19 protein-coding genes are annotated in these 21443 nt (G+C 36.0%); 15 read left to right on the top strand and 4 right to left on the bottom strand.

The genetic code is table 11. The features are described 5' to 3' along the window. Positions 1 to 237: 237 nt before the first annotated feature. A complete protein-coding gene (locus NBX25_RS13465; RefSeq protein WP_250253998.1) occupies positions 238 to 2031 on the bottom strand; it encodes a T9SS type A sorting domain-containing protein in 1794 nt (597 codons plus the stop codon). Between the two features lie 213 nt (positions 2032 to 2244). Here NBX25_RS13465 and NBX25_RS13460 point away from each other — a divergent pair, with 213 nt between their 5' ends. The 8 genes from NBX25_RS13460 to proC all read left to right on the top strand — a co-directional run bounded on the left by NBX25_RS13460 (position 2245) and on the right by proC (position 12729). Beyond that, positions 2245 to 3450, top strand: a complete 1206-nt coding sequence (locus tag NBX25_RS13460) for a pyridoxal phosphate-dependent aminotransferase (RefSeq protein ID WP_250253996.1) — start codon at positions 2245 to 2247, stop codon at positions 3448 to 3450. A 10-nt stretch (positions 3451 to 3460) separates the two neighbouring features. Further along, complete coding sequence (locus NBX25_RS13455) at positions 3461 to 3946, top strand: hypothetical protein (RefSeq protein WP_250253995.1); 486 nt, start codon at positions 3461 to 3463, stop codon at positions 3944 to 3946. Positions 3947 to 3949: 3 nt separating this feature from the next. After that, positions 3950 to 4963 (top strand): UDP-N-acetylmuramate dehydrogenase, encoded by a 1014-nt coding sequence (murB, locus tag NBX25_RS13450; RefSeq protein WP_250253992.1) that lies wholly within the window; start codon positions 3950 to 3952, stop codon positions 4961 to 4963. Positions 4964 to 5102: 139 nt separating this feature from the next. Then, on the top strand, positions 5103 to 7856 hold the full coding sequence (locus NBX25_RS13445; protein WP_250253990.1) for a TonB-dependent receptor: 2754 nt from the start codon (positions 5103 to 5105) through the stop codon (positions 7854 to 7856). A gap of 19 nt (positions 7857 to 7875) precedes the next feature. Next, positions 7876 to 9099, top strand: coding sequence for a DUF4876 domain-containing protein (locus NBX25_RS13440; RefSeq protein ID WP_123910170.1), 1224 nt, complete (start codon positions 7876 to 7878; stop codon positions 9097 to 9099). A 28-nt stretch (positions 9100 to 9127) separates the two neighbouring features. Continuing rightward, positions 9128 to 10651 carry a DUF6850 family outer membrane beta-barrel protein gene (locus NBX25_RS13435; RefSeq protein WP_250253988.1) on the top strand — a complete coding sequence of 508 codons (1524 nt, stop codon included), beginning with the start codon at positions 9128 to 9130 and terminating at the stop codon, positions 10649 to 10651. A 2-nt stretch (positions 10652 to 10653) separates the two neighbouring features. After that, positions 10654 to 11802, top strand: a complete 1149-nt coding sequence (locus NBX25_RS13430; RefSeq protein ID WP_123857529.1) for a cytochrome-c peroxidase — start codon at positions 10654 to 10656, stop codon at positions 11800 to 11802. Positions 11803 to 11925: 123 nt separating this feature from the next. Next, positions 11926 to 12729, top strand: a complete 804-nt coding sequence (gene proC / locus NBX25_RS13425) for a pyrroline-5-carboxylate reductase (protein ID WP_250253986.1) — start codon at positions 11926 to 11928, stop codon at positions 12727 to 12729. Here the strand turns inward: proC and NBX25_RS13420 are convergent. Further along, positions 12719 to 13132, bottom strand: coding sequence for a VanZ family protein (locus NBX25_RS13420; protein WP_250253984.1), 414 nt, complete (start codon positions 13130 to 13132; stop codon positions 12719 to 12721). The two genes, proC and NBX25_RS13420, sit on opposite strands and share 11 nt — an antisense overlap. Positions 13133 to 13187: 55 nt before the next feature. On the opposite strand from NBX25_RS13420, the gene lnt reads away from it, so the two are divergent. Continuing rightward, positions 13188 to 14822 carry an apolipoprotein N-acyltransferase gene (gene lnt, locus NBX25_RS13415; RefSeq protein WP_250253982.1) on the top strand — a complete coding sequence of 545 codons (1635 nt, stop codon included), beginning with the start codon at positions 13188 to 13190 and terminating at the stop codon, positions 14820 to 14822. Positions 14823 to 15190: 368 nt separating this feature from the next. On the opposite strand, the gene NBX25_RS13410 is transcribed toward lnt, so the two are convergent. Beyond that, positions 15191 to 16903, bottom strand: a complete 1713-nt coding sequence (locus tag NBX25_RS13410) for a T9SS type A sorting domain-containing protein (RefSeq protein WP_250253979.1) — start codon at positions 16901 to 16903, stop codon at positions 15191 to 15193. Positions 16904 to 17143: 240 nt separating this feature from the next. On the opposite strand from NBX25_RS13410, the gene rpmB reads away from it, so the two are divergent. The 6 genes from rpmB (at position 17144) to NBX25_RS13380 (ending at position 19608) form a co-directional block, all read left to right on the top strand. Beyond that, a complete protein-coding gene (gene rpmB, locus NBX25_RS13405; RefSeq protein ID WP_002976757.1) occupies positions 17144 to 17386 on the top strand; it encodes a 50S ribosomal protein L28 in 243 nt (80 codons plus the stop codon). 6 nt (positions 17387 to 17392) lie between these two features. After that, positions 17393 to 17575, top strand: a complete 183-nt coding sequence (gene rpmG / locus NBX25_RS13400; RefSeq protein ID WP_027373683.1) for a 50S ribosomal protein L33 — start codon at positions 17393 to 17395, stop codon at positions 17573 to 17575. Between the two features lie 20 nt (positions 17576 to 17595). Continuing rightward, positions 17596 to 17745, top strand: coding sequence for a DUF4295 family protein (locus tag NBX25_RS13395; protein ID WP_065395045.1), 150 nt, complete (start codon positions 17596 to 17598; stop codon positions 17743 to 17745). 89 nt (positions 17746 to 17834) lie between these two features. Beyond that, positions 17835 to 18305 carry a RidA family protein gene (locus tag NBX25_RS13390; RefSeq protein WP_123910165.1) on the top strand — a complete coding sequence of 157 codons (471 nt, stop codon included), beginning with the start codon at positions 17835 to 17837 and terminating at the stop codon, positions 18303 to 18305. Between the two features lie 15 nt (positions 18306 to 18320). Then, positions 18321 to 19274 (top strand): signal recognition particle-docking protein FtsY, encoded by a 954-nt coding sequence (ftsY, locus tag NBX25_RS13385; RefSeq protein WP_123910164.1) that lies wholly within the window; start codon positions 18321 to 18323, stop codon positions 19272 to 19274. Positions 19275 to 19347: 73 nt separating this feature from the next. Then, on the top strand, positions 19348 to 19608 hold the full coding sequence (locus NBX25_RS13380; protein WP_123910163.1) for a GlsB/YeaQ/YmgE family stress response membrane protein: 261 nt from the start codon (positions 19348 to 19350) through the stop codon (positions 19606 to 19608). 73 nt (positions 19609 to 19681) lie between these two features. Here the strand turns inward: NBX25_RS13380 and sppA are convergent, their stop codons facing one another. Continuing rightward, positions 19682 to 21439, bottom strand: coding sequence for a signal peptide peptidase SppA (gene sppA, locus NBX25_RS13375; RefSeq protein ID WP_123910162.1), 1758 nt, complete (start codon positions 21437 to 21439; stop codon positions 19682 to 19684). Between the last annotated feature and the right edge of the window lie 4 nt (positions 21440 to 21443).

Below are 21443 nucleotides of genomic sequence, written 5' to 3'. Positions count from 1 at the left end.
GAGTTTTAGAGGTTTAAATTAAGAAAAAATATTGATTATTAGGCAAGAAGCTGAAAGAGGGAGACTGGAAGTTACGATTCGACATATCATTGCTGAAAGTATCATAAATCAATATAATTGGATTACATGATTTTAAAACTTTGATGACTTCCTTCTTACAGCATCACGATTCCTCACATTATAAAAAAGCAGCGGTACAACAATGCACCGCCGCTCAACTTTATTTACACTAAAAAATTATTTCTTGATTGCTTTTACAGTAGAATGAGATCCGTCTTTAAAGTAAATCGTTACAAAATACAGTCCCGAATTTAATCTGCTTAGATCAAGTTCTTTCCCAGAACCTTCAACCGTTTTCACTGTTCTTCCTGTAGTATCTGTTACGGTTACAGACTTAATATCTCTTGTGTCTGATATATACAGGATATCCTTAAACGGATTCGGATGAACGGATACTTTTTTCTCCTGACGGCTTACTTCCGAGGTACTTAGTTGAGCATTTTCAATGGTGAAATTCTTCACATAGAAATTATAATCTAAGTCTTCATCTTGTGATCCTGTACTTCCATAAAAAGCAAATATAGTATTTGCATTAGTAAAGTTAGCCAGATCGAAGGTATATTCATTTGATGTGTTAGATGGAGAATTACTTGCATCCCAGGTTTGCAGAATCATCCATGTAGTTCCACCATCATTGGAAACCAGGAAATGAACAACATCATCACTATCCATTGAAGAAGAAGCCGTCCCTGAATAGGTAGTGACTCCATAATTAAATTTCACTTTATATCCTCCTGCTGAGAGGTTAAAAGCTCCCGTTTTCAGCCACCCTGTTCTATCAGAAGAATATAAATTCATAGATGCTGAAGGTCCATTAGCTGAAGTATTTAAAAAGCTACGTGATCCCCAATAAGAACTACCTGTACCTGATGGCCCAGTAGCCGGATCTCCTCCTACTAAATTATTAGCCCAGCATAATCCAGGAAAACTATTAAAGTTATTAGTATAGAAAGGCACTAGTGCACCACATTGTGTTGTGAATGATTTAGCAAGAGACCATACACTTTTACTTGTTGCTGTACTGCAATTGGCTCTTACCCAATAATAATAAGTTGAACTTGGAGATAAGTTATTCAGGGTATAAGAAGTTCCTGTAACATTGGAATGATTAGGATTGGCATTACTCGCAGGTGCAGTTGAACTTGTGCTATAATAAATATCATAACTTGTGGTTTGATTGCTTGCCGGAACTGTCCATGAGATTTGTGCAGTATTTGAAGTTATTCCTGTTGCAGCATCTGTAACAGGTGCCATACAATCTGAAAAAGCATCTGCTGAGAAAGCAAATATATTAGGAATACCGGTTCCTGAACTTTTAGTCACTGTAATACTTTGTACTGGCTTAGCCTGATTGGCGGCATCAATATTCAAAACAGACTGATACAGTCTTGGATTATTACTGCTAGGGTCCAGATTATCGTTATCCCTATTAATCCTTCCAATTCCCTGAATGGCAAAATTAGAACCGTTGTACCAATCTGAAAGACTGATATTGGAAAATGTTTGAGTTGTATTATCTGTGAAAGTCACTGTAGCACTTACAACTGACGTTCCACTACCACTCGTGGCAAGCATATACAGTTTAACAGCAGCTTTTGGAGTAGTCAGCACCAAAGTTCCGTTCTGCCCGCTTGAAGCTAGCTTTAAAGAGTTATTAGCACTTAAATCTCCCAATTGATAGGAAAGTCCGGGAGTAGAAGCTACAACTGAATTGATGATTCCGTCTACAGGAAGACCATACGTGAGAGGAGTACTGGTAGAAGTCAGTTTAAAATCTTTCGCCACAAAAGCAAAAGACACCCCGTCTACATCAGACGTTGTAGAAACCGATGCCGATCCTATTCCATTAGCAATTACATCAGCTGTAAATCCGGATGCAATGGGCATCGTTTGAAAATTTTGAGCCATCATGGCCGTTGCTGAAAAAAGAGCTATAGCAGGAAAAGCTCTAAAAAATAAATTTATTGTCATTTTATTCACATTTGGATGGTAATTTAATGAAAATATCAATATAAAAATATTATTTTTAATAAATAATCAATAAATAATTGAAATACCATTACTATTGATAGTAAAATCAATAAAATTATCAATTCTGAGAGGAGATGATAAGCCGTTTCTTCTTATTCTTAATTTTATTATTGAGAAATTAAATCCTATTTTTGTCATACAAATTTTTGAACAATGCCGAATATTTCAAACAGAGCACTGCATATGCCGCCATCGCCGGTAAGAAAACTGGTTCCCTTTGCGTTACAAGCAAAACAGAAAGGAATAAAAGTATATCACCTTAATATCGGACAACCTGATATTGAAACTCCGGAAACAGCATTAAATGCTTTAAAGAATATTGATCTTAAAGTATTGGAATATGCACTTTCTGAAGGTAATTTAGACTACAGAAACGCCCTTACAGAATATTACCATTCTTTAGGCTTCTCAGATCTTACTCCTGACAATTTTATTGTTACCAATGGGGGTTCTGAAGCGTTGAACTTTGCCATTTCAACGTTGTGCGATGATGGAGATGAAGTAATTATTCCTGAACCTTATTATGCTAACTACAATGGATTCACCAGTACATTTGATGTGAATGTAGTAGCTGTTTCATCTACCATTGATACAGGTTTTGCCCTTCCTCCAATTGAAGAATTTGAAAAAAAGATTACAGAAAAAACAAGAGCAATCATCATTTGTAATCCAGGTAACCCTACAGGATACCTTTATACTCGTGAAGAACTTCAGCAACTTTCTGAGATTGCTTTAAAATATGACATTGTAATCATCTCTGATGAGGTATACAGAGAATATGTATATGATGGAAAACAACAGATATCTATCCTTGATTTCCCTGAACTGAAAGAAAACTGCATCGTTATTGATTCAGAATCCAAGCGTTATTCTATGTGTGGGGTAAGAATCGGATGTATGGTTACCCGTTCTCAAAAAATCCGTAATGCAGCGATTCTTTTTGCACAGGCAAGATTAAGCCCTGTTCTTTTGGGACAGATCGCAGCAACAGCGGCTCATCAAAATGACGGAGCTTATATCAGAGCGGTAAGAGAAGAATATACTCACAGAAGAAACGTTTTAGTAGACCTTTTAAATGCTATTCCAGGGGTAATCTGCCCTAAGCCAAGAGGTGCTTTCTACTGTGTTGCTGAGCTTCCGGTAGATGATACTGAAAAATTTGCACAGTGGTTGCTTGAATCTTATTCTAACAACAAAGAAACGATTATGGTAGCTCCTGCCGGAGGTTTCTACAGTGATCCTGAATTAGGTAAAAAACAGGTAAGAATTGCTTACGTCCTGAAAGAAGAAGATCTTAAAAGAAGTGTTGAAATTCTGAAAGATGCTTTAAAACAGTATAGAGCAGAATTCAGCCTATAAATTATACATGATGCCGACAACAAAAAATGTATATCTGAAACTCATATTTCCGATCTTTTTGCTGTCGGCATTTTTTTCCTGTGATACCAAAAAATCAGAGCAGCCTGCAACTTCTAAAAATTCAAATGAAATAACATTGATCAGGCTATCTCATATCGGAGGAACTATGGGTGAATACAGGATTATTAAAGTGACCAAAGACTCTGTTTTTGCAGAAAAAGGAGCTACGGCCAACAAAACTCACCAGGAATGGGCTTCAGCAATATCTATTGATACCTGGAAGCAGCTCATCTCCTCAATCAATGTTAAAGATCTTGACTATATAAAAAGTTCACCGAGCCAACAGTCTGTAGATGGTATTGATGAAACTTTTCAGATACGCACTGCTAAGAAAGCTCATTTCTATGTCAATTCTTTTGCCGATCCGGAACATTACAAACAACTTCAACTGCTTAAAGAACAACTAGACAACATTCTTCCCAAAGAATACAAATAAAACATGCAAGAAAATTTTTCCTTACAACCTTACAATACATTTGGTGTGAATGCCCAAGCAAAATACTTTGTTGAAATAAACAGCATCGAAGAATTAAAAGATGCACTTACTTTCTCAAAAGAAAACACCCTGCCGCTTTTATTTTTAGGAGGTGGAAGTAATATTCTGCTGACAAAAGATTTTGACGGCCTTGCTATTAAACTTAATTTAAAAGGAATTACTGAAAAAGAAGTCAATGAAAATGAAATTCTGGTTACAGCCAAAGCAGGTGAGAACTGGCATGAATTCGTCATGTACTGCCTGAACAAAAATTATGGCGGATTAGAAAACCTTTCTTTAATTCCTGGGAATGTAGGAACTTCTCCTATGCAAAATATCGGAGCTTATGGAACGGAAATAAAAGATGTATTTGTCAACTGCCAGGTATTGGATTTGGAAAATCTTGAGCTTAGCACTTTCGACCTTGAAAAATGCAGATTTGGGTACAGAGATTCTATCTTCAAGCAGGAAGGAAAAGGAAGATTTATTATTCTGGAAGTGACTTTTAAGCTTACTCAAAAAGACCATCACATCAAAACAGCCTATGGTGCCATTATTTCTGAACTGGAGCACCTGGGAATTACAAATCCTACCATTCAGGATGTCTCCAAAGCTGTTATTAATATCAGACAAAGTAAATTACCAGATCCTAAAGTAATCGGAAATGCCGGAAGCTTTTTCAAGAACCCAACGATTCCTTTAGCCCAGTTTGAAGAACTAAAACAGAAGTTTGAAAATATCCAAGGATATCCCAAAGGCAATATGGTAAAAGTACCTGCCGGATGGCTGATTGAACAATGCGGATGGAAAGGTAAACAAATTGGAAATGTTGCTTCTCACAAACTTCAATCATTGGTTATCATCAATGCAACCGGAGAAGCAACCGGAAAGGAAGTTTTTGATTTTTCCACTGAAATTATCAACTCTGTGCAAGAAAAATTCGGGATAGAGCTGGAACGGGAAGTGAATATTATATAACATTCACTTCAGATTATATAACAAAGTTCCGGGTATTTTCCAGAATTTTGCTTTCTTATTTTAAATTATTCTAAATAATCATTGGTCAGCATCATTATATTTTATAATTTTGCAGCCTGCTTATTTAGAATAAATAAAAATGAAAAGATCTTTATTTTTTGTTTTCTTTTTTATTTTCAGTCTACAGTTTATACAGGCTCAAAATGAAAAATCGCAACTGAACATTACTGTTTTTGATGAAAACAATAAAGAATTAAGGGGGGCTTCCATCACCGTCAATCAAACCTCTTTGACTACAGATAAAAATGGAAATGCAGACATTTCCATTCCCAATGGTAAATATCACCTGAAAGTTCTTCATTCTGATTTCCAGGAAAAAGAGCTTAACATTACACTTACTTCCGCTCAAAATATTACCATTAAGCTTCAGCCTATTAATAAACTGGAAGAAGTGGTTGTATTTTCAAAAGAAGGAAAAGGGTTAACCACCAAGTCTGTTATTGACAGACAGGCTATGCAACATTTACAGCCTTCAAGTTTCACCGACCTTATGGAACTTCTTCCCGGCGGGCTTTCGAAAGCTCCCGTCTTAAACTACAATAATAGAGCGACTCTTAGAGAAAATACAGCAGGATATAGTGGAAATGAATACAATACTTCATCTCTTGGAGTACAATTCATGATTGATGATAACATCATCAATTCCAACGCAGATATGCAGATTTCGGTAGATAACAGGCAATTTGCAGAAGGCCCAAAAGGTAGAGAAACATCTACTTCCGGAGTTGATATGAGAACCATATCCACCAATGATATTGAAAAAGTAGAAGTAATCCGAGGTATTCCTTCAGCAGCTTACGGAGATCTTACTTCAGGATTGATAAAAATTGAACGTAGAATAAAAGATTCTCCCCTTCAGGCAAGATTTAAAGCGGACGGTTTTAGTAAGCAGTATTATCTGAGCAAAGGCTTTAAAATTACTGATAAGTGGCAACTGAGCGCAAGTGCAGATTACCTAGATTCAAAGGCAAATCCTACTGATGATTTTGAAACTTACCAGCGTATTACTGCATCTATCCGTTCAAAGAAAATTTCAACGCTATGGTCAAGACCATTGGAGTGGAAATCTACTATTGATTTTTCCACTAATATCGATAATAAAAAATATGATCCGGATAATGGCTACCCTTCAACAGATAAGTATGAATCGAATAATAAAAGAATCAGCATAACCAATAACTTTATCTATCAGCTGGATAAGAGTTCTTTTTTCAACAAATTAACTTTAAATACAGCTATCCGCCAGGGATTTGAAAAAATAGAACAGGTAAAACTGGTTCAACTATCCGGTCCTCGTTCTTTTTCTTTGGCTACAGAACAAGGCGAGAATGTAGGATATTATCCGAATCTGCGTTATATCACTGAATTTTCTACAGAAGGAAAACCTTTGGATATCACTGCTTTTTTCCAGGCAAGCGGGACCAAGAAAACATTCGGAATTACTCACCAATACGAAGCTGGACTTGATTGGAGATATTCAAAAAATAATGGTAAGGGGATGCAATATGATATGAAAACTCCTCCTTCTGCCAACTCAGGAATAGCAAGACCAAGACCTTACAATGATATTCCTGCTTCCAGCCTATTAGCTGCTTTTTTAGGCGATCAAATGAGCTACGCTCTCAATCAACATAAATTTACATTATATGCAGGACTGAGATTGTCCAAAAACCTGGGAATTGATAATTCTTATTCTATCAGTAAAAAAGTTTTTGCTGAACCAAGATTAAATTTCCAATACAGCCTGCCTCATCTCATGATAAATGATTATCCATTAAAAACAGATGTTACCTTAGGATATGGTCTTTTCTACAAACAACCTACGCTGTTGATGCTTTATCCAAACAAAGAATATTGGGATTACACTCAGCTGAATCACTATCATAATGATGAACAGTATCGATATGTAAATTTTATGACCTACGTACAGCCAAGGGAAAATAAAGAACTTCAGGCAGCAAAAAGTATTAAAAAAGAAATTCGTTTAGACCTGACCTACAGAAATCATGAATTCTTTATGACTTACTTTAAAGAAAATATGAACAATGGTTTCCGAAATATGGATCAGACTACTGTTCAAAGTTATAAACAATATGACAACACAAAGGTAGATTTAACCCAATGGACCCCTAACGGACCGGATTTAACCAATGTTCCCTATGAAGTTAAAACTGTTTTTGGGCAGTACACCACTACAGAAAACGGAAGCGAAACGTTAAAGCAAGGAATTGAATTTGGATATACCTCACCAAGAATCAAGGCCATCAATACAAGATTCACTTTCACCGGAGCATGGTTCAAAACCCAATACAGAAATTCAGCACCTGTTATTAAAAGACCTACCGCCTCTATCGGAACAGAAGCTTATCCTTATTATGGAATCTATAAATCTGATTATGGTTATGTGAATTCAAACCTCAACTATAATTTGCTTATAGACACTTATCTCCCAAGTCTGGATATGATTATTTCAGCTTCTATACAAGGAAGCTTATATGACTATAGCAGAAATGACAGAAGAATTGCTGAACCTATTTCTTATTACGGAGTAGACGGAGTGGTACATCCTTTTACAGAAGCAGACAGAACAGATACTTATAAGCAGTGGCTGGTAAGAAGCGTTTCAGTTTCTGATAATCTGGATAGACTTTACACTTTTACCATGGCAGGAAATATTAAAGTTACCAAAAGTATTTATAAGGCGCTTCGTACCTCATTATTTGTCAACAGACTTTTCAACTATAGTGCCCCTTATACTTTCAACAATGTAAAAGTTTACAGAAAAGGAGGTAACAGTCCTTACTTTGGAATGGAATTAAACTACAATTTTTAATATATATCAAAAAAATAACATGAAAAAAAGAGTTTTACTACTAAGTTTAGCCGCTATGATGGCTACGACATTTACAGTAACATCATGTACAAGTGATGATTTCGGAGCAACAACTACGCAAAATGGAGTTTTAACATTAACTTTTTCAGGTGAAAATATTTCGTCTTACAAGAGTTTGGATCTTGAGATCAGAGAAGTAAATACAGGTGCTATAAGAAGAGAAACCATTAAAAATGTGAACACTTATTCTTTACCTTTACCTTATGGTTCTTATAAAATTACAGTAAACGGTGCCGTAATCTCCGGTAATGAAGAAGTATCAGCTGGAGCTATGGCTCAAACCGATATTGCTCTATCTGCTACTAACCTTACTATTCCAATTATTATTAAGAAATTCCATGATGACTTTATCATTGAAGAAGTTTTCTTTACAGGGATTAAAACAGCAGAAGGTAAAAACTATAACTCTGGGCGTTATTTTAAATTGACCAATAACACCAAAGAGGTTTTATATGCTGATAAACTAATCATCGGGCAGTCTGAGTTTCTTACTGTAGAAGACAAAAACCCTACTCCATACAATGCTAACCTGTCATTCCCGGTAAAAGCAGTAATGGTATTACCAGGTGCTGGCACCGAATATCCTGTACAGCCAGGAGATTTCATCGTTATTGCAGACAATGCGATCAATCATAAGGCTCAGACCAGTACAGCATATGACCTTCACAATGCCAACTTTGAATATCCTTCAAACAACCCGGCATTAGGACAGGTAGACAACCCAGCTGTTCCAAATGCAAAAGTGATCTATTCACAAATGAACTTTAACATGTTCTTTTTACACGACCGTGGTTTTGAAAGTTATGTAATTGCTCGTTTCCCATTCGGAGAAAATGAAGAAAGCTTCCTTCAAAAATACACCTATGAATATACTTACATCAACAGTGCTGGTGGAGTAACTGCAAAAAAAGCTTATTCCATCCCTAATTCATGGATTATTGACGGAGTCAACAACAGTATCTCTTCAAAATTTGCTCATACCCTGACTTCTGCAAGTATTGATGGTGGATGGACTTCCGTAGGAACTATTGATAAAGATCCTACCCGTTTCGGAAAATCGGTAAGACGTAAGGTAAACGGACAGATGACTAATGGTAAAAACCTTTATCTGGATACCAACAACTCATCTAATGACTTTGTAAAAGATGCTCAACCAAGTTTAAAAGATGGTATCGTTCACTAAAATACAGTTCGATATTCAACAGCAAATTATGTTACATACAAAAACATTTTTCTGCCTGTTATTGATTGGCGTTTCTTTTAATATAAAAGCTCAGGATAGTATAAGGCTATTCAAAACGCTCAATAATCAATACAATCAGGAAAGAGATTTTAAAAATAACTTTTACTATAACCCGGCATCTATGTCGGGTTATAGTACTTCTTCATTTTCAGAATTCAGTGTCGGTTATCAGGACAATAAAGAAAATGCTTACCGTCAACAATTAGGAAATGGCAGCAAAGGACTGATGATAAAAGCCCAGTCTTTTCAAAAGCTGAAACCTAACCGATCTGTATGGGGAAGTGCAAGCTATCAGAACTTAAAAATGAGTTCTGTAAAGTGGAACGAAACATTAGATTATGAACGTATCGCTCCTTACATCACCTCAGACTCTGTTGGAGGGAAATTAAATCTGGAGCGTTATCAGTTTGCCGGAGGATACCTTGAGAAAATGGACCGATGGACTGTTGCCGGACAGATAAGTTATTCTGCACAGATGGGCTATCGTTCAAAAGATCCCAGACTGGAAAGTAAAACTTCAGACCTGAGAATAAATGCCGGTGTGAATTACAGAATCTTCAGAGAATATGAAGCCGGAGTTTTTGGTGAATTCAACAAATACACCCAAAATAATTCGATTCAGTTTCAAAGTCTTCTGGGAAGACCTTATGTATACCTCATGTCTGGACTTGGTTTTTCTAACTATCTGTTTAACGGAGGAACACGTCCTACCAATACTTTTGAAGAATTTGCTTATAAAGGAGGAATCCAGATCTCCAACAAACAAGGAAGAGACTTCTACCTTCAAGCTGTTATAGGAAAAGCGAACAACATTAAAAGCTACAATGATGGCTCCAATACCTACAATGACATTTCTGACTTGAAAAACGAGGAATTTAAATTGGAAGGAGCTAAATTTTTTAATATTAACGAAAAACACCGTATCGGATTATTAGCAGGATATACTTCTTCCCGAAAAACAGGGTCTGAATATGGGTATTCAATGAATACTTCCATAATGACTCAAATCTTCAAAAGAGAAGCTTACCGCAGAGATAATTACATTGCAACCGTCAAAGGTTTTTACCAATATAACCAGGAAAGGTTCTCCATTACAGCAGTTCCGTTTTTTGGATATGAAGAAATCAAGGAACGCAGGCTTTACCCAAATTCAGGACAGAAATTTGTATATTCTTATTTCGGACTTAATGCTGATTACAAACAGCAGATTAATAATAATCAGATGCTTACATTCCAGCCGTATTTTTATAAAAGAATGGTCAACCAATCTATCAATGCTTTAAGCACAACAGCAAATCCGGCGGTTGATGAATGGGTATTACAGGACTACATGTTCCAGGCCAGTGATATTAATGCTTTTGGAGCAGTTCTGAGATATGACTTTAAATTAGATAAACTACCGGCATTCTTTGTAAGTGCACAATACCAGACACAAAAAATCCAGGAAAAAAACAATAATTTTGCAGCGGCAAGCATAGGGATAACATTTTAGACATGAAAAAATTAATATATTGGGGATTAGGGGGTATTGTATTGACTTTATTAAGCTTTACACCTAAGGTAAATCGCGATTTACTGGAACTTCAGGACCCTACCATCGAAGATATTGTAAAAAGTTATAAAAAAGCAATCTCAGAATGGCCCAAACCGGATATTGATCATGGTGTAAAATGGAAAGAATTTTCCCCTATTAAAAGAGACTCCACATTTTTTGTAGAACAGGATAAGCCTGGTGTTATTCTGGGGAAAATGCTATTCTTTGATCCAAAATTATCCCAATCTAGTCAGATTTCGTGCAGCTCATGTCACGATCCTGAAATGGGTTGGTCAGACCGAAGACAGGTAGCATTAGGGAACAATCATCTTCTTGGAAACAGAAATACAATATCTTTGTATAATATAGCAGAAAGACAGTCATTTTTCTGGGATGGAAGAGCAAAAACGCTTGAAGAGCAGGCAGCCGGTCCGTTGGGAGCTCATCATGAAATGGCAATGGATGTGAAAACATTACCTGCAAAAATTCAGGCTATAAAGGGATATAAACCTCTTTTCAAAAATGCCTATGGTGATGAGAAAGTAACTTATGACAGAATTGTAAAAGCAATAGCTGATTTCCAGAAAACCATTAAAAGCCAGCCAAGCCGTTTTGATAAATTCCTGGAGGGAAAATACAATGCATTGTCTGATGAAGAAATCTATGGAATGCATGTTTTCAGAACAAAAGCACGCTGTATGAACTGCCACAGCGGCCAAAATCTTACAGACGAATCTTTCCACAATATTGGCCTTACCTATTACAAAAGAAAATACGAAGATCTCGGATTGTATAATATTACCAAAAAACCTGAAGATGTAGGAAAATTCAGAACCCCTCAGTTAAGAGATCTGATGCTTACTCAACCATGGATGCATAATGGCTTTTTCGGAGAATTGGAAGGGATCGTAAATATATACAACAGTGGAATGCACATGATAGATCCTTCTCCTGAAGCAAAAGAGAAAGATCCACTGTATCCCGTAACTGATCCTCTATTAAAACCTTTAAAGCTCACCAAAGAAGAGAAAAAAGCTTTGGTTTCCTTCCTTGAAGCTCTTTCAGGCACAAAATATAAAATGAGACGACCTGAATTTCCGGTAGAATAAATAAAAAGGTTCGGCATTGGCCGGACCTTTTTGTTGCTGAAAATACTATAATACCTCCCAGCTTCCCATCTCTTCCTCATCCCGATAAAAAACATTAATTTCGTTAGAAATAAACACGCCAATATGAAAATAGCTATTTTGGGAGCCGGAAACATGGGACTATCATTTTCAAAATCATTTTTGAAATATGAACTGATTAAACCGGAAAACCTTCACCTGATTACCCGAAGCCAGACTAAAATCTCTAAAATAGCAGGTGAATTTCCCAAATCAAAGACATCCACCTTTGATGAAGTTACAGAGCTGGATGCAGACTTAATTATCATTGCCGTAAAACCACAGGATTTCCAGACAGTTGCTCAGAATTTTAAGTTTACCTTAAAGGATAATCAAATGGTTTTATCCATTATGGCTGGAATTAATATTGAGAAAATTCAAAAATCATTAAACCATCCACTCGTTGTAAGAGCAATGCCCAATTCTCCTACCCTTCTGGGAATGGGAATTACAGGTTATACGGCTGCAGATGGTATTTCCTTCAGCCAGCTTATCAATATTGAAAGATTATTAAACAGTACAGGGAGATCTGTTTATTTAGAAGATGAAAATCTTTTGGATGGCGTTACTGCGCTTTCCGGAAGTGGACCTGCATATTTTTACTATATTATTGATGCTATGATTAAAGCAGGAATCGAAATGGGAATTGAAGAAAACCTTTCCAAATTATTTGTAAAACAAACCATGCTGGGAGCTTATCATCTCATCAATAATTCTGAAAAAAATCTTGAAGAACTGATCAAAGATGTAGCCTCCAAAGGTGGAACCACAGAAGCCGCTTTGAAAACTTTTGAAGAAAACAGCTTTAAGGAAATTCTAAAACTGGGAATTTTAAATGCTGAAAAAAGAGCAAAAGAACTCAATAGCTAAATCTTTTTTCAATAAATCTGCATACCAGCCATCCTAAATACACTCCAAACGTGTTCAGGAGGATATCATCTACCTCAAATATTCCCATTCTTGTAAAATATTGAAGTCCTTCCACAATGGTAATGGCTGGTATAAAAGTAAAAAGTAAAGATTTCAGATCTGCCAGTTTTGGAAAAATCCAGCCCAGGAAACCAAAAGGAATAAACATCACAATATTTCCCACCACAATAATTACAATATCCTTCCATGACATTGCACCCTGGATAAATTTTATGGTGGAAAACACGGGCTCTACCGTAATCAGGTTATCCTCATACTGAAACCTGCCCATTCCAAAAAACATCAGATAAAGCAGAAACAGTGTGTAAGGAAGAATAACAATTTTATATAATTTCTTTAACATCGGATGCTAATATATTCATTTCAAAAACATTAAATTTGTATATTAAAATAATTTAATGAAATACGTTCTGCTAACACTTATTTCAGCAATGCTGCTGTCGGTCTCTTGGCCTACTTATGGAGTTCCGTTTTTTATATTTTTCGCCCTCGTTCCTCTTCTCATGATGGAACATGGAATTTCAAAATTTTCAGACTATAAAAGAAAAAGCTGGATGATCTTCGGGCTATCCTATCTTTGCTTTGTTATCTGGAATATTGTCACTACAGGATGGCTGTATGGCTCTAAAAACCCGGATGGCAGTCACTCTCTGATGGCTGTTGTATTTCCGGTTCTTGTCAATTCACTTTTATATTCTTTGGTGTTCCAATGTTATCATTGGTATAAAAATGCACAGGGAACCTATTGGGGATTAGGATTCTTTATCGCCATCTGGATGAGCTTTGAAAAATTCCACTTAGGCTGGGAACTTACCTGGCCCTGGCTGAACTTAGGGAATGTGTTTTCAGATTATCCAAAACTGATTCAATGGTATGATACCTTAGGAGCTACGGGAGGAAGTTTCTGGATCTTATTAATCAACGTTCTCATTTTCTATACTGTAAGAACATGGGAAGCCGGAAGAAAGAAAAAAGACTTGATTAAAAACTCATCAATTATAGTAGCTTTAATTGCTGTTCCGATGATAATTTCAATCATTAAATATAATGGTTTTAATGAAAAGCCATCCGGGCAGGTCAATGTACTGATGCTTCAGCCTGATCTTGATCCTTATGCTGAAAAATATTCAAAAGACAGCTTAACGATTGAACAGGATCTTTTGGCACTGGCCGAAAAAAATTCAACAACAAAAATAGATTACTATATTGCCCCGGAAACATCTCTGCCTGGCAGAGGTTCTATTTCTGAAACAGGCATTGAAAAGAGTTTACTTTTAAATAATATCAAGGACTTTTTATCTAGACATCCCGGATCTGTTTTTGCAACAGGAATTTCCTCACACCGTTTGTATTTTGATCCCGCAGCACTACCAAAAGAAGCTTACCAGATCAATCCTGGAGTTTGGGTAGCAAGCTATAACACTGCTATTCAGCTTGCTCCACAGCAAAAAACTCAGATCTATCACAAAGGAAAACTGGTTCCTGGTGTTGAAATTTTCCCTTACATGAATGTTTTAAAACCTATTTTAGGGGATGCCATGCTGAATTTAGGAGGAACAGTTGCTTCTTTAGGGACAGATAAAGAAAGAATGGCCTTTTCCAACCCTTACAACAAAGGAAAAATGGCGCCTATTATTTGCTACGAAAGTATTTATGGGGAATTTGTCACTGATTATGTAAAGAAGGGAGCTAACTTTCTGGGTATTATGACCAACGATTCCTGGTGGGGCGTTACAGAAGGACACAAGCAGCTTTTATCTTATGCAAAATTAAGAGCTATTGAAACCAGAAGAGAAATTGCCCGTGCTGCCAACAGTGGAATTTCAGCCCATATCAATGCTAAAGGAGAAGTGATGGCAGATACCTTCTACGGAGACCAAACCGCATTATTTTCAAAGATCAATCTTTATGAAGGGATGACATTTTACTCAAGAGCAGGAGATCTTCTTTCGAGATTTTCAATATTTGCTTTAGGATTTTTATTATTCTATTATCTGATTAAAAGATTTCAGGCAAAAATCAAAAAAGCTTAGTATTTGAATATCAGCCACACTGATTTTTATACTGAAAAAATATAATCTGCGTTATCTGCAAGATCTAAGAGATAGTAAACTCTCGCTGATTAAGCTGATGACGCAGATTTTTTTATTTAGCAGGCACTCAATATCATAATTTTCACACAAGCATCTATGTGAAGCCTGTAATCCATGAGAAAACAAGCTTATTATCATACCGCTATCCATAAACACCTGCCTAATCCGTGAGATCTGCGGGAAACTTTTTAGCATCATTTCCATCAAATCAATCTTTTTCACGGATAATAACAGATTATCAGAACAAAAAAAAGAGAAGCCAGCTGGACGTCTGACTTCTCTCAAGATAGAATAAATGATTCAGTTATTTATTTAATAGTAATTTTTTTAGTGGTTATTTCGTTTTTTATCTTCAGTTTTAATAAATATACCCCTTTAGGAAGATGAGATACATCAATAGACTGATCTCTGTTTAAAATCACATTCAGCTTTCGGCCTTCCATTGAATAGATCTCAGCTTCTGAAACCTTCTCCCCTTTTATATAAACTTTATCAGAAGTTGGGTTCGGATATATAACAAAGTCTTTTTCACGATTGATCGTATTCTCTTTCGTTGCCAATGTTCCTTGTGCAGATGCATCAGAATATACCTTTGAAGCATCAATTGATCTTACACTCCAGTATACATTCTGAACAGACGGATCAAGATCCAGAAACCATGAAGGAGTTGTTACAATATATTTGGCAATATTCTGTGAACCTGGTGTAGATCCTACTTTAATTTCATAACGTAGCGCGTTAACTGGAGTTTTATCATCTGTTGCTCCACTCCATGTAAAGTTAAATCGGTTTCCGTTTTTAGTCAGATTTAAGTGCGTTGGGGCCATTGGCTTTCCATTTTGCGCTGTAGAATTATTTTTAAAAACCTTTGTCAAAGATGGATTATCCTGACCCGCCCAATCAAATCCACTTAACAGGACATCTAAATGATTATCATTATTAAAATCAAACAGCTGCATCGTTCCCGGGCCTCCTAAGCTGTGTAAGCCAGTGACAGCTCCTTCTGTAAACGTCTGACTGGATGTATTATATAAATAGGATTTTACAACAGCGTTATAATTAATATCTCCGGCAATCATAAAGTCATAATATCCATCATTATTCAAATCTCCAACACTTATGGAGGCTTCAGAAACCTCTGATGTGATCTGGTGAGTGATTAAATTACCGGTTCCGTCATTCATCAGAACTGCAAGATAAGGGTCATCATTGGCATCTTTACCCGCCACTACAATATCCTGGAAACCATCCGCATTAAAATCAGCCACTTCCAGTTTTCCTGAAATTAAGGAATCAAGAGCCTGGGTATCAACCAATGTTCCATTCTGATTAATATATACTTTAGAAACCGGATCACCGTTAATATCTGAGCCTATAATAACCATATCCAAAAGCTGGTCATTATTAAGATCTACCATTTTAAAGCTTCCATTTTGAGTTCCATCAGCCCAATTTTCAGTCATATCAAAGCCCGATCCTGTATTTTTATAAAAATCAACCGTATTTCTGAAGCCTCCTCCATGAGCAAACTGAGTCCCATTGATGGCGTAGTCCTGCTTTCCGTCATGATTGAAGTCAAAAACTTCTAAAGAGCCATAAATTTTTCCCGGAAGCTCCTCCTCTCTTGTGAAGCCTACTCCGGTATTTTTAAAACGGTAATGCTTATAGTTTACAATATCCATATAGCTCAACCCGGTAGAAATAATATCCATCAACCCATCATTGTTATAGTCGATGAATTTTATATCCCCCAAATGTGTTACATCTCCACCCAGGTCCGTATAAGGCTGAAAGGTTGTTCCTGTATTCTGATACACTTCATTATAGGTAGCATCAGGATTTCCATCCCCATCTGAATCTATAGCTCCATTGACTACAATATCCAGTGTACCGTTATTATCTACATCAGCGATATCAGAAGCTGAGAAATAAAAATTGTTCATCCCGGTCTGTATCTCCGTAAAATTCTGAGCACATAAACCAACAGGCAGCATAGACAATAGAATATAAATTCTCTTCATAATTTTTATTTAGATTAATTAAAAACAAAGATAGAATATTAATTTTTTTGATTAAAAAAAAACGGGTATGAAATATATCAGCACTGATTTACTGCTATATCCCGAAAATTCGAATATTTTAAAAAATCAATATTTATAATCAGTCACTTATTTACAAATATTTTCCAAAAGATTTGTCTATCTAAAAAATTCTTCGTTATTTTGCACTCTCAAATATTATACAAATAAGAACATCGAGATATGTCAAGAATTTGCCAAATAACAGGAAAGCGTGCAATGGTTGGTAACAACGTTTCTCACGCTAATAACAAAACGAAGCGTCGTTTTGAAATTAACTTACTAGAGAAGAAGTTTTACCTTCCAGAGCAAGATAAGCACGTTACACTGAAAGTATCAGCTCATGGATTGAGAGTGATTAACAAGATTGGAATCGAGGAAGCTATTGAAAGAGCTACAAGAAACGGATTGATTAAAAAGAATTAATAAATCATGGCAAAAAAAGGAAACAGAGTTCAAGTAATCCTTGAATGTACAGAGCACAAAGAAAGCGGTATGCCAGGAATGTCTAGATACATTTCTACAAAAAATAAAAAGAACACTACAGAAAGATTGGAATTGAAAAAATACAATCCTGTTCTTAAGAGATCTACCCTTCACAAAGAAATTAAGTAATTTTTAAATAATAACTTACCATGGCAAAGAAAGTAGTAGCAACCCTACAAACTGGGTCTAAGAAAATGACTAAAGTGGTGAAAATGGTGAAGTCTTCTAAATCAGGAGCTTACGTTTTCGAAGAAAAAGTAATGAATGCTGATGAAGTAGATGGTTTTTTGAAAAAATAATCAATACTTTATTTACAATATAAAAAACTACTCATATTTTGGGTAGTTTTTTTGTTATCTTTGTTCACCAGATTATTAATCAGTGAAATATGAAGAAGATTCTTGTACTAATAGGCACAGTTATTTTTCAATTTTCATTCAGTCAGAAAACGATGGATCCTATAGTATACAAAAGTTCACCAAAAGTTTTCAGCATCCCGGGATTATCACAATCAGTAAGCATTGATTGCGGTACTTCCAGAATGATTTTATTATCTGGTCAGGTTCCTTTAGATTCAAAAGGAAACCTGGTGGGAAATAATGTAGAGGAACAGACCCATCAGATTTTCAAAAACATTGAAAATATTCTGAAGGAGTATGAAGGTACAGGGAAAGATATCGTCAAACTGACTATCTTCATCACAGACATCTCAAAAACCCCGGATTTCAGAAAAATAAGGGATGAATATGTCAATCTTCAGAATCCTCCCGTAAGCAGCCTTGTAGAGGTCAATAAGCTTTTCAGGAATGATGTACTGATAGAAGTAGAAGCCACAGCAGTGATTAAAAACAAAAGATAAGAATAAACTAAAACTATGAGTTGGTTTAAAAATATTTTCAAAAAGGAAGAAAAAGAAACACTGGATAAAGGATTGGAAAAATCCAGCCAGGGGTTCTTTGAAAAAATGACGAAGGCCGTAGTCGGTAAAAGCAAAGTAGATGATGAAGTTCTGGATGATCTGGAAGAAGTACTGATTGCCTCTGACGTAGGCGCTTCCACTACCATTAAAATCATAGAGAGAATTGAAGAACGTGTTGCCCGCGACAAATATGTTGGAGTGAACGAACTGGATGCTATTCTTCGTGAAGAAATTTCAGGATTACTGCTTGAAAATCCTCATGCAGGCACAGGAAATATTGATACTTCTAAAAAACCCTACGTCATTATGGTAGTAGGTGTAAACGGAGTTGGAAAAACAACCACTATCGGAAAACTGGCTCACCAGTTTAAATCCGAAGGTAAAAAAGTAGTTCTTGGAGCTGCTGATACCTTCAGAGCTGCAGCTGTTGACCAACTTGTTATCTGGAGCGAACGAGTGGGTGTTCCTATTGTAAAACAGGAAATGGGTTCCGATCCTGCTTCTGTAGCTTTTGATACCGTACAAAGTGCCGTAGCTCAAAATGCAGACGTTGTTATCATTGACACTGCAGGAAGACTTCATAATAAGATCAACCTGATGAATGAGCTTTCCAAGATTAAAAGAGTAATGCAAAAGGTGATTCCTGATGCTCCTCATGAGATTTTATTGGTACTTGACGGTTCTACAGGGCAAAATGCATTTGAACAAGCTAAACAATTTACAGCAGCAACAGAAGTGAATGCTTTAGCCGTAACAAAATTAGACGGAACAGCAAAAGGAGGTGTTGTTATCGGGATCTCAGATCAGTTCCAAATTCCAGTAAAATATATAGGAGTAGGTGAAAAAATGCAAGATCTGCAGCTTTTCAATGGTACGGAATTTGTAGACTCATTCTTCAAGAAAAGATGATTTACATCATGTTTTCCCTTATATTAGTAAAACAAATCATTTTTAAATATTAACCATTAAAAAATTTGCAACTATGGGAATTATAACATGGATCTTATTCGGTCTTATTGCAGGTGCAATCGCTAAAATGATTATGCCGGGAACTCAAGGAGGAGGTTGGCTAATCACTATTATCCTAGGAATTGTAGGAGCATTTGTAGGAGGAGCTATAGGAGTTTACATTCTACATTGGGGAGATGTTACTTCATTCTGGAATCCAAGAAGCTGGATTCTTGCCATCGGAGGAGCTTTAATTGTCCTCTGGATTTACGGAATGGCCACGAAGAAAAGCTAATGTAATGCTGATAAAAAAATAAAATCCCGGATCTGAAATTTCAGATCCGGGATTTTTGTACAATATAATTTAGTTAGTTGTTGATTCTGATTTGGTAAGGCATTTCCATTTTTACCTCAGACTGTAATTTCTTGTCTGTAATCTGTTGTAAGATTTCATAGTTCGCCTTTCCTATTTTATTTTTGATGATTCTTGCAGAAACATCTTCTTCATTAAGATCTTTAAAGATCTGCTCGAATGGACTCATTTTCTTAGGATAAGATTCTACATAGTAAGATTTCACTCCTGCTTTCTGTGCTGCAAACTTCACCGCATCGTTAAGCGTCCCCAATTCATCTACCAAACCGATTTCCTTTGCACGAACACCACTCCATACTCTACCACCACCTACATTATCAATTTGCTCAAATGTTTTCTTTCTGTTTTGAGTAACGAAATGTACAAATCTTTTATAAGTACCTTCCACACTTCTCGTCATCATGTTTACTCCATAAGGAGTCACTCCGTTTAATCCTGAATAATACATTGAGTTAGCATTGGTAGCCACAACATCCGCACGGATACCATTCTTATTGGCTATATCCTTATAATAAGGTAATACTCCGAATACTCCAATAGAACCCGTAAGTGTATTAGGCTCAGAATAGATCTTATCTGCAGCCATCGCTACATAATAACCACCTGAAGCTGCATAATCACCGAAAGAAACTACCAATGGCTTTTTCTTTTTCAGTTGCTGCAATTCAAATAAAATTTCATCTGAAGCATTCGCACTTCCTCCAGGAGAGTTAATTCTGAATACAACCGCTTTTACTTTATCATCTTCCTGAAGCTTTTTAATATACTTAACATACTTCTCAGAATGAATATCATTATACTGATCACCATTATTGATAGATCCAGAAGCATATAATATAGCCACTTTTTCTCCTGACTTATCTTCATCAGTTAAAGAACTGATATAGTTGGTTAAAGAGACCTTATTCAGTTTTTCTTTATCTTTTACATTCAACTTCGTTTTAAGCATATCCTCATATTCTGATTTTTGGATAAGCTTATCTGCCAGTTTATATTTTACCCCCTGCTCAGGAATCATTCCATATAAGCTGTCAACAATCGTTCTGAATTGAGCAGTATCAATTTTTCTTGAAGTTGCCATTTTATAAGATGTATTTTTCCAAAGGTCATTCAACAGGGTACTTAGCTGTTCTTTATTTTCCGGAGAAATATCATTTCTTAAGAAAGGCTCCACCGCAGACTTGAATTTACCATGACGGATCACCTCTATTCCAATACCATATTTGTCTGCAAAATCCTTAAAGAATGTAACCTCAGTAGAAAGTCCTTTCAATTCTATACCTCCTGCTGGATGGAGATAATACTGATCTGCCACTGATCCCAGATAATAAGCAGATTGAGAAACTCCGTTTCCGTAAGCGTATACAAACTTTCCGCTTTTCTTGAAATCTTCAATAGCATTTCTAACATCATCAATTTGAGTGAGTCCTGCATTTAGGTCATCCATCTCAATACTGATCCCTTTAATATTATCATCAGTTTTAGCTTTATTAATGGCCTCAAGTACATCATACAGGAGTACATTCTTATTTTGGCTGCCTAAACCAAACAGATCCATTTGTTCTTCTGTAGGGCTGTCTATTATATTAGTCTTTACATTAATAGTTAGAACCGAATTCTTTTTTACTACCACAGATTTGTCGCTTCCCATAGAACTAAACACAAGCATCATAATAAAAAAGACGAAAAACACAGCGCAAAGTATGATTATTGCTACTATATTTGCCAAAACATTTTTAAAGAAACTTCTCATAAAT

Source organism: Chryseobacterium sp. Marseille-Q3244 (assembly GCF_940807095.1).
In the GTDB taxonomy this organism is placed as follows: domain Bacteria; phylum Bacteroidota; class Bacteroidia; order Flavobacteriales; family Weeksellaceae; genus Chryseobacterium.
Note: the sequence above shows the minus strand (reverse complement) of the source record. Positions and strands in the feature narration are given on the sequence as shown.

Excerpts from the sequence above, each read along its gene's own strand:
- proC (WP_250253986.1), top strand. The coding sequence starts at position 11,926 with ATGAAAATAGCTATTTTGGGAGCCGGAAACATGGGACTATCATTTTCA.
- sppA (WP_123910162.1), bottom strand. The coding sequence starts at position 21,439 with ATGAGAAGTTTCTTTAAAAATGTTTTGGCAAATATAGTAGCAATAATC.
- NBX25_RS13465 (WP_250253998.1), bottom strand. The coding sequence starts at position 2,031 with ATGACAATAAATTTATTTTTTAGAGCTTTTCCTGCTATAGCTCTTTTT.
- NBX25_RS13410 (WP_250253979.1), bottom strand. The coding sequence starts at position 16,903 with ATGAAGAGAATTTATATTCTATTGTCTATGCTGCCTGTTGGTTTATGT.
- NBX25_RS13455 (WP_250253995.1), top strand. The coding sequence starts at position 3,461 with ATGCCGACAACAAAAAATGTATATCTGAAACTCATATTTCCGATCTTT.
- NBX25_RS13445 (WP_250253990.1), top strand. The coding sequence starts at position 5,103 with ATGAAAAGATCTTTATTTTTTGTTTTCTTTTTTATTTTCAGTCTACAG.
- murB (WP_250253992.1), top strand. The coding sequence starts at position 3,950 with ATGCAAGAAAATTTTTCCTTACAACCTTACAATACATTTGGTGTGAAT.
- NBX25_RS13380 (WP_123910163.1), top strand. The coding sequence starts at position 19,348 with ATGGGAATTATAACATGGATCTTATTCGGTCTTATTGCAGGTGCAATC.
- NBX25_RS13440 (WP_123910170.1), top strand. The coding sequence starts at position 7,876 with ATGAAAAAAAGAGTTTTACTACTAAGTTTAGCCGCTATGATGGCTACG.
- rpmG (WP_027373683.1), top strand. The coding sequence starts at position 17,393 with ATGGCAAAAAAAGGAAACAGAGTTCAAGTAATCCTTGAATGTACAGAG.
- NBX25_RS13435 (WP_250253988.1), top strand. The coding sequence starts at position 9,128 with ATGTTACATACAAAAACATTTTTCTGCCTGTTATTGATTGGCGTTTCT.
- rpmB (WP_002976757.1), top strand. The coding sequence starts at position 17,144 with ATGTCAAGAATTTGCCAAATAACAGGAAAGCGTGCAATGGTTGGTAAC.
- NBX25_RS13460 (WP_250253996.1), top strand. The coding sequence starts at position 2,245 with ATGCCGAATATTTCAAACAGAGCACTGCATATGCCGCCATCGCCGGTA.
- NBX25_RS13420 (WP_250253984.1), bottom strand. The coding sequence starts at position 13,132 with ATGTTAAAGAAATTATATAAAATTGTTATTCTTCCTTACACACTGTTT.
- ftsY (WP_123910164.1), top strand. The coding sequence starts at position 18,321 with ATGAGTTGGTTTAAAAATATTTTCAAAAAGGAAGAAAAAGAAACACTG.
- NBX25_RS13390 (WP_123910165.1), top strand. The coding sequence starts at position 17,835 with ATGAAGAAGATTCTTGTACTAATAGGCACAGTTATTTTTCAATTTTCA.
- lnt (WP_250253982.1), top strand. The coding sequence starts at position 13,188 with ATGAAATACGTTCTGCTAACACTTATTTCAGCAATGCTGCTGTCGGTC.
- NBX25_RS13430 (WP_123857529.1), top strand. The coding sequence starts at position 10,654 with ATGAAAAAATTAATATATTGGGGATTAGGGGGTATTGTATTGACTTTA.
- NBX25_RS13395 (WP_065395045.1), top strand. The coding sequence starts at position 17,596 with ATGGCAAAGAAAGTAGTAGCAACCCTACAAACTGGGTCTAAGAAAATG.